Annotated in this window: 1 protein-coding gene and 1 pseudogene; both read right to left on the bottom strand. The window is 46.1% G+C overall.

Going from position 1 to position 6,380, the window contains the following annotated elements; all coding sequences use genetic code 11:
- Nucleotides 1-77 precede the first annotated feature (77 nt).
- Nucleotides 78-1,577: pseudogene (locus J7529_RS24220) on the bottom strand (ATP-binding protein); the annotation flags it as partial.
- Between the two features lie 43 nt (nt 1,578-1,620).
- Entirely contained in the window at nt 1,621-6,300 is a 4,680-nt protein-coding gene (locus J7529_RS24215; protein WP_318731112.1) for an AAA family ATPase, read from the bottom strand.
- Nucleotides 6,301-6,380: the final 80 nt, after the last annotated feature.

The following is a 6,380-nucleotide window of genomic DNA, read 5'->3' as shown; positions in this document are numbered from 1 at the left end:
CATCGTCTACTCTACTCTTCAGCTCTTTACCTTCCCTCTTATTCTAGCCCTCTTTCGGCAGAGTGACAAAAGAGGGATAAATATCCCGTTTGGCGGTCTCCCATTAACACTTTAAGCAAATTTAATGAGGCGGAGTCTGCCCATTGTAAGTCATCGAGAAATAGGGTTAAAGGATGCTCTTTGGTGGTGAAGACGGCGATAAATTTTTCTAAGAGGAGGTTAAAGCGATTTTGGGCAGCACTACCGGAGAGTTCGGGAACAGGAGGCTGCGCTCCAATAATGCGCTCGAGTTCGGGAATGACATCAATCAGAACTCGGCCATTTTCGCCGATCGCTTCCAGGATTTTCAGTTTCTAGTGAGCTAATGCAGAATCGGATTCTCTCAGCAATCGCCCCATAAAATATCGGAAGGCTTGGACAAAGGCAGAGAAGGGAATGTTGCGATTGAATTGGTCAAATTTGCCTTTGATAAAATAACCACGCTGTTTAACAATAGGTTTATGAACTTCGTTAATAACGGCGGTTTTACCAATCCCAGAAAATCCGGCGACTAGCATCATTTCACTTTCGCCAGTAGCGACGCGATGGAAAGATTCGAGTAGGGTTTCAACTTCGCGTTCTCGCCCGTAAAGTTTTTCGGGGATCAGGAATCGATCGCACAAATCCCGTTCTCCCAACGTAAATGACGCAATCTTTCCTGTTTTTTTATATTCTTTTAGACATTTTTTCAGGTCGTATTTGAGTCCCAAGGCACTCTGATAGCGATCTTCGGCATTTTTCGCCATTAATTTTAAGATGATGTCTGAAAGGGGTTCGGGACACAATTGTCCTCCCAAACAGACCCACGTGCTAATCGGTTCCGGATTTTGGGCGATATGAGCGTGAATTAATTCTAAAGGATCGTTACTATTAAAGGGTAGATTCCCGATCAGAAATTCGTATAAAGTTACGCCCAGAGAATAGAAGTCACTGCGATAATCAATGCCTCGATTCATGCGTCCAGTTTGCTCGGGAGATAAATAGGCTAAGGTTCCTTCTAAACTGTTAAGCGTTTGAATGGTTTGGGTTTCTTTTGGTAATAAGCTGGAAATACTGAAATCGATTAATTTAATCTGTTTGCTGTGCGGGCAAATCAGGATGTTGGCTGGTTTGATATCTTTGTGAATAATCTGTTCTTGACTGAGATAGTGTAGGACATCGGCAAGTTGTAGGGAAATGGCGAAGAACTCTTCTAAATTGGGATTGAATTGGCGCCAATAATCATGCAGCGCCATGGCTTTGGAATCGGGCATAATGAGAGCGTAGCCATTGCCGTAGCTCTCTAGAGCTAGAGGAGTGACAATATTGGCATGTTGCAGATGGCGAGCGATCGCATATTGATTGCGAAATTGCACTAATTGGCTAAAGCTGGGATGGGGAGTCCGCAGTATTTTGACGATCACTGAAGCGCCATCACACAGGCGCGTACCCTGATAAACGAGGGTGCGAGGACCTTCATAAAGATGCTGTCCTAGTTGATAGCCGGAAAGAGTTACCACTGCGTTGGTATGATAAGAGATCATAGATACTATGCTCATTTTATCCAATCAATTCGATAACTGAGTGCGATCGCGATCGCTATTAATTCACGGGCAGAGAAATGATAAATTCTGTACCTTGACCGAGTTCCGAGCGACAGGCGATCGCTCCACCATGTTTTTCAACAATAATTTGATGGGCGATCGCCATGCCTAAGCCTGTTCCTTTCCCCACTGCTTTCGTTGTAAATCCTTGCTCGAAGATACATTTTTTTACTGCTTCTGACATCCCCGTGCCATTATCGATAATGGAGATCGTCACCATCTGTCGATCCGCACTCAATTGGGTCTCAATTGTAATCCGATTGGGGTCTTGTTCTATCTGTGCAAACGTTTTACCCTGATTGCGTTCATCTAAAGCATCGATTCCATTGGCTAACAGATTCATAAACACTTGATTGATTTGCCCTGGATAACATTTTACTTGGGGGATTTGCCCGTAATTTGTGATAATTTCCATAGCTGGACGCTTTTCATTCGCTTTGAGGCGATATTTTAAAATGAGCAGGGTACTATCGATGCCATCATGCAAATTAAACTCTGTTTTTGTATCTGTATCCTTGCGGGAAAACGTTCGCAAAGATGTGCTGATATTACCGATGCGATCGCAGCCAATTTGCATGGATGCAATCAGTTGGGGAAAATCTTCGGCAATAAATTCAGGAGCGAGGTCTTCAATCTCTTCAGCTATGGATGGGGGAATTGATGCATTGTCTTGATAGAGCGTGAGGATTTCCAGTAAATCTTGCAAATGTTCTTGTGCAGCGTTAATATTCCCCCCAATAAAGCTGACGGGATTGTTAATTTCGTGGGCAATCCCAGCCACGAGACTTCCCAAGGTGGCCATTTTTTCATTTTGCACCAATTGAAGTTGGGTCTGCTGCAAGTCCGTTAGCGCTTGTTGTAAATTCTTAGCCATTTGTTGCGATCGCTGATACAAGCGAGCGTTTTCGAGGGAAATCGCCGCTTGGGAGCAGAGGAGTTCCAGGATTTCCAAGCGATCGCGGGTAAACGCTCCCGCACAATGATTATTTTCTAGGTAAAGAATGCCTCGCAGTTGAGCACGATTCTCTTCCAGAGACGCTGCGCGAACAACTAAGGGAAGACAGAGAATCGATTGGGGTTGATAGTGTTGGATGTAAGCATCTCCAGCCAGAGTCACTTCTTGGCGAGCATTTTCTAGCAGTAAGGGATGTTGGCTGCGCTTGACTTTATTGATAATACTTAAAGGAACAGCGTTGCTGGTTTCAACAGGGATAGGTTTAATGGCGATCGTCTCCTCTCCAACTGCACGAGCGACTAGCATCAAGACTCCTTCTTGAAAGATCATTAAGGCGACGGTTTCGGCACCGGCATTTTCCCGTGCCACCTGCATTAAATTAGCGATCGCGCTCTCTAAATCGATGTCCTCAGAGAGGGTGCGACAGGCTTTCATCAAGGTGGCAAAATCCAATAAGGTGGACGTTTCCGTAGTGGTTTTGGAAATCGTTCCTGCCGTTAATTTCGTCAGGGAAGTCGTCGATGTCGAGCTAGGGGTTGGCAGTTCGAGAATGGGTTGGAGGAGGGCTGAATAGCGCTGTTCTAAATCTTCAACTTTGGCTTTGGCTCCCCAGCAGGAGTAACAGTAGTAGGCATCTTGCATATAGTCTGCGGCTAATTTTTCTTTACCCCAATCGAGGTAGAATTGGGCAGCTAGTTCCTTGGCTAAGGCTTCTTCTTGAATGTACCCGTTAGCTTTGGCTCCGGAAATAGCGCGATCGTAATTTTCAATCGCTTCAGCTTTCTGACCCAAAATTCGATTGCGTTCTGCTTCTACGAGATAGAATTTATGCAGATAATTCATGGGGGCGTTATCCGCCCAGTATTTCATCTTAGTTTGATGAGCTTCAATTTGCTCGAGAAGATAATTTTGTTCGCTTTTGCTGTTGGTCTTGGTAACCGAAATGATTTTAACTAAAGCATCATAGAAATAGAACAAAACTGTACAGAGCATGGCTACCACACCATCTAGATATTTTTCAGCGCCGGCAGCACTTTCTACAGCACCTTCGTAATCTTGAAAGAGGTAACACAGGCTGAGTTTGGCAACGTACATAAAAGCAAGGGTTGTTCGATTATTCGCTTCCTCGTGCAACGGCACCATCTGGGTTTCGTTGTAAGCCTCTCCAATCAGAGCGCAAGGATTATCGGAGCGACCCAATAAATTCAGGATCGTCTGACGCGAAAGATGGATCTGATGCAATACGTGTTCTTGTTTGAGTTGAGCGATCGCCTCGCTATAGGCGAAAAACTCTCGTTCGAGACTCTCTAATTCTTGGCCGATAAACATGGAGTCAAAGCAATAGAACGATGCCGAATATCCGGCAAATTCTAAATCCCCTGTTTCTAAGCCCACTTGATACCCTTGACGGAGTAAATATCGGTTGCCGTCGATCGATTCTCGCCAAGGCTTAATCAAGTGACCGACAAGGGGTAACACCCGAGCGGCAGTCCCCTTGACGTTTAATTTATCGATCAGACCTAATGCCAGTTCGCCAAACTGAGATCCCAACTCAATGTCGTTCGCTACCCCGCAAAGAATAAAGCCGTACATGGTATATCCAAAACCCGAGGCAGAGGTATTGCCGAATTCGATGGATAGATGCACCATCTTCATGACAATTAACGGGAAGAGTGCGGGAAAGGCAAAGTAGGCAGGAGGCGCAACGCTCGATAAGATGCGGATGGCTGCTAATTGATACGGATCTTCCATCTCCGGTAAGTTGAAAAAGTCGGCAACTGAGCGATCGCCGATCGTCGATCGCGTTTCTGCCAAGGCTCGTTCAAAGTCGGCTTGATCGGGTTGTTCGGGTAATTGAATGCGATTGTCAATGAGGTTCAGTACCGTCAGTGCAATTCGGATCGCTTCTAGCAGTTTGACCCGAGCAATATTGCTTTGAATTTGGGTGACATAGATATCAATTTTATCGAGCAATGTTTTTGCCTCTTGCAAGACTTCGGCGGACAATTGCTCCATCTGTTCAAAGTCCGCATTCAAATAGGCCGCCTCGGCAGATTCTTGATACAGTGCTAAGGTCAGTTCGTAAGCCAAATGCCACCTTTGCGCTCCCAATAACGCTCGACCGACCGAAAAATATTTAACGGCGGCAGCATAAGCTGTGGAAGTTTTGGCTTTTTGCCCCGCACTGAGATTCAAACGGGCTAATTCCTCTTTCTCCGTCCACTCCCTGATAAATATGGTACCGAAATTGAGTTGATTGACAATTTCAAAAATTTTATTTTCTTTGGTCTCGGACGAAAGATTTTGCATCAGCAGTTGTCCGATATGGTAGTGAGTCGTTTGTTTTTGCGCTTCTGGAATCAGAGAATAGGCAGCCTGTTGGACGCGATCGTGTAAGAAACGATAACCCACCGATACGACATCCTTGGGTTGATCGTCTACCCCATGACCGTGAAAAAACTTATAGGCTTCATTGGTCGGCAGAATCAGTCCTTCTTGAAGGGCACGCCAGATATTAGCGGCGACTTCTTCCTCTGGCTCTTCGCAGATGGTTGCCAAGGTATCGAGATCGAACTGATTGCCGATACAGGCGGCTAATTTCAACACCTTCTGGGTGGCTGGCGGTAACTTCTGCAAGCGCCCTGCCATGAATTCCACCACATCATCTGTCAGTGCCGCATCGCGCACTCGGACAAGATCGCATTCCCAATAGCCCAAGTTGCGATTCAAGGCAATCAGTCGATCTTGGTGCAGCCCTTTTAAGAACTGAGTGGTAAAAAATGGATTGCCTTGGGTTTTTTGATAGACCAATTCGGTGAGGGGTTGAGCCAGTTGTTCGCCACAACTGAGGGTTTCGGCGACTAATTGATTGATGTGATTTACCGCTAAGGGTTTGAGGGTAATGGTGGAAATCACGGCTTGCTCTTTCTTCAGTTCGGTTAAAGTCAACATCAAGGGATGGGCGGGGAAGACCTCGTTATCTCGATAGGCTCCCAGCAACAATAAGTAACCCGAATCGCGATCGCCCATCAACACCTTCAAGAGGTTGAGCGATGCGGAATCCGCCCATTGCAGATCGTCCAAAAACATCACCAGGGGATGGTCTGATGTCGCGAATATCGCAATGAACTTTTGCAGAAATAAGTTAAAGCGATTTTGACCCGCATTGCCCGAGAGTTCGGGAACGGGGGGTTGTTTGCCGATAATCTGTTCGAGTTCGGGAATGACCTCGATGAGGATTTGACCGTTTTTGCCCACAGCTTCCAGGATTTTTGCCTTCCAGCAAGCTAAGTCGGCATCCGATTCTCCCAGCAACTGCTCCATTAAATCCCGGAAGGCGATCGCAAAAGCCAAGAAGGGAATGTTACGATTGAATTGGTCAAATTTCCCTTTGATAAAGTAGCCCCGCTGTTTGACAATTGGCTTGTGAACCTCATTGACGACCGCCGTTTTCCCTATGCCGGAAAACCCAGCCACCAGCATCATTTCTGTTGTTCCTAGGGCGGCAATGCGATCGAAAGCTTCGAGTAATCGCTGTACGTTGGTTTCGCGTCCGTAGAGTTTTTCGGGAATCAGAAAGCGATCGCTTCTATCTCTGCGTCCCAACTCAAACGGCTCGATTTTCCTCATGTCTTGCCATTGGTTTTGACACTTTTCCAGGTCAAAGTTCAATCCCAAAATACTCTGATAACGGTTTTCGGCATTCTTAGCCATTAGTTTCATCACGATCTGGGAGATTGGACACTCCGGTTTGACCCGTGTTTTCCCCTGGCTGCCGAGGGGGGGAGGAGATTGGGCAATAT

Source organism: Roseofilum sp. Guam, assembly GCF_017746735.1.
GTDB lineage: Bacteria > Cyanobacteriota > Cyanobacteriia > Cyanobacteriales > Desertifilaceae > Roseofilum > Roseofilum reptotaenium.
Note: the sequence above shows the minus strand (reverse complement) of the source record. Positions and strands in the feature narration are given on the sequence as shown.

What these genes read in the sequence shown, in the direction of transcription:
- J7529_RS24215 (WP_318731112.1), bottom strand. Translation starts at nt 6,300, where the DNA reads ATGAAACTAATGGCTAAGAATGCCGAAAACCGTTATCAGAGTATTTTG.